This window comes from Streptomyces sp. NPDC002088 (assembly GCF_040296605.1).
Taxonomy (GTDB): Bacteria; Actinomycetota; Actinomycetes; order Streptomycetales; family Streptomycetaceae; genus Streptomyces.
Map to the genome: position 1 here is coordinate 1 of NZ_JBEOXO010000089.1, position 2,793 is coordinate 2,793.

2 rRNA genes are annotated in these 2,793 nt (G+C 54.2%); both read right to left on the minus strand.

Annotation, left to right across the window (positions count from 1 at the left end):
• Positions 1-2,011, minus strand: a 23S ribosomal RNA gene (locus ABT114_RS50095); the annotation flags it as partial.
• 165 nt (positions 2,012-2,176) lie between these two features.
• Positions 2,177-2,793 (minus strand): 16S ribosomal RNA (locus ABT114_RS50100); the annotation flags it as partial.

A 2,793-nucleotide genomic window follows, 5' to 3' on the forward strand; every position in this document is an offset into this window, starting at 1 on the left:
AGAAAAGAGAACTCTCCCCGGGGCTCCCGCCGACGACTCCGCGTTCAGTTGCGTTGCCGCGCAAAACCCACATCCAGGTGCCGGAATATTAACCGGCTTCCCTTTCGCCACACGGCGCGAAGTGCGCCTTTGAAACGGAACTTCCCTATGGCTTAGGATCGACTAACCCATGTCCAACTGCTGTTCACATGGAACCTTTCTCCACTTCGGTCCTTCAAGTTCTCATTGAAGTATTTGCTACTACCACCAAGATCTGCACTAGAGGCCGTTCTACCCGGGCTCACGCCCTAGGCTTCGTCACTGACCTCCACGTCCGCCTACTCCTCAGGGCTTCGTTTCTACCCTGAGGGCGAGGTATGGGTGGGACGCTTGAGCGCCATCCATTTTCAGGGCTAGTACATTCGGCAGGTGAGTTGTTACACAGTCCTTAGCGGATTCCGACTTCCATGGCCACCGTCCTGCTGTCAAGATGTACTAACACCTTTTGTGGTGTCTGATGAGCGTCCACTCCGGCACCTTAACCTCGCGTTCGGTTCATCCCGCATCGCCAGTTCTGCTTACCAAAAATGGCCCACTAGTGTTGTTCATTCGAATGCCCACGTTCAATTAAGTAACAAGGGCTTCTTACATATTTAAAGTTTGAGAATGGATGAAGGCTATATAGCGCCCCCGAGTCCCTAATCATTCGCTTTACCTCATAAAACTGAGTTCAACACTGCTATCCTGAGGGAAACTTCGGCGGAAACCAGCTACTAGAAGGTTCGATTAGTCTTTCGCCCCCATGCCCATATTTGACGATCGATTTGCACGTCAGAACCGCTGCGAGCCTCCACCAGAGTTTCCTCTGGCTTCACCCTATACAGGCATAGTTCACCTTCTTTCGGGTCCGGCCCCGTATGCTCTTACTCAAATCCATCCGAGAACATCAGGATCGGTCGGTGATGCGCCGAAGCTCTCACCTGCGTTCACTTTCATTACGCGTAGGGGTTTTACACCCGAACACTCGCATACGAAGACGACTCCTTGGTCCGTGTTTCAAGACGGGTCGCTGATGACCATTACGCCAGCATCCTTGCGGAGCGCGTACCTCAGTCCGGCGCAGGGTATTACACAACGGGCTATAACACTCCCCGAGGGGAGCCACATTCCCGAAGCCTTTATCCCCCGCGCCAAACTGATGCTGGCCTGTGCCCGGCAAAGTGCACCAGCGAGAACGCTGGATGATTCACCGGGCCCAAGTCTGGTCATAGGCGCTTCCCTTTCAACAATTTCACGTACTTTTTAACCCTCTTTTCAAAGTGCTTTTCATCTTTCGATCACTCTACTTGTGCGCTATCGGTCTCTGGCCGGTATTTAGCTTTAGAAGACATATACCTCCCATTTTGAGCAGCATTCCCAAACTACTCGACTCGTCGAAGGAGCTTTACATAGGCTTGGCATCCGACCAGACGGGGCTCTCACCCTCTGTGGCGTCCCGTTCCAGGGAACTCGGAAGGCGCCTCGCCAAAAGCATCCTCTACAAATTACAACTCGGGCCCTGGGGACCAGATTTCAAATTTGAGCTGTTGCCGCTTCACTCGCCGTTACTGGGGCAATCCCTGTTGGTTTCTTTTCCTCCGCTTATTGATATGCTTAAGTTCAGCGGGTATTCCTACCTGATTCGAGGTCAACATTCGGAAGGTGGGGTGTTTAACGGCGTGGCCGCGCCCGGGTCCCGGTGCGAGTGGATATTACTACGCAGAGGTCGCCGCGGACGGGCCGCCACTCCATTTCGGGGCCGGCGGTGTTAGCGCCGGGTCCCCAACGCCGGGCTCTCCCAAAAAGAGGGGAGCTCGAGGGTTGAAATGACGCTCGAACAGGCATGCCCGCCAGAATTCTGGCGGGCGCAATGTGCGTTCAAAGATTCGATGATTCACTGAATTCTGCAATTCACATTACTTATCGCATTTCGCTGCGTTCTTCATCGATGCCAGAACCAAGAGATCCGTTGTTGAAAGTTTTGATTCATTTGTATTTTGCCTTGCGGCACACTCAGAAGAAACTGTAAAAACAAAAGAGTTTGTGGCCTCCGGCGGGCGCCTGGTTCCGGGCCGCGAAACCGAAGAGGTTCCGGGCGCCGGGGCGGCTCCGCCGAAGCAACGTAAAGGTATGTTCACATGGGTTTGGGAGTTGTAAACTCGGTAATGATCCCTCCGCTGGTTCACCAACGGAGACCTTGTTACGACTTTTACTTCCTCTAAATGACCGAGTTTGGAGAGCTTTCCGGCCCTGGGTGGTAGTTGCCCACCTCCCTGGGCCAGTCCGGACGCCTCACTGAGCCATTCAATCGGTAGTAGCGACGGGCGGTGTGTACAAAGGGCAGGGACGTAATCAACGCAAGCTGATGACTTGCGCTTACTAGGGATTCCTCGTTGAAGAGCAATAATTGCAATGCTCTATCCCCAGCACGACGGAGTTTAACAAGATTACCCGGGCCTTTCGGCCAAGGAAGTACTCGCTGGCTCCGTCAGTGTAGCGCGCGTGCGGCCCAGAACATCTAAGGGCATCACAGACCTGTTATTGCCTCAAACTTCCATCGGCTTGAGCCGATAGTCCCTCTAAGAAGCCAGCGTACTGCCAAAGCAATACGGGCTATTTAGCAGGTTAAGGTCTCGTTCGTTATCGCAATTAAGCAGACAAATCACTCCACCAAGCCTCGACGACCGCCCGGCCGAGCTCCAGCTGGCCCGCGCCCGGATGCTGGAGCGGACGGTACGGCTGCTGCACTCCTGCCGGGCGATCACCGAGACGGAC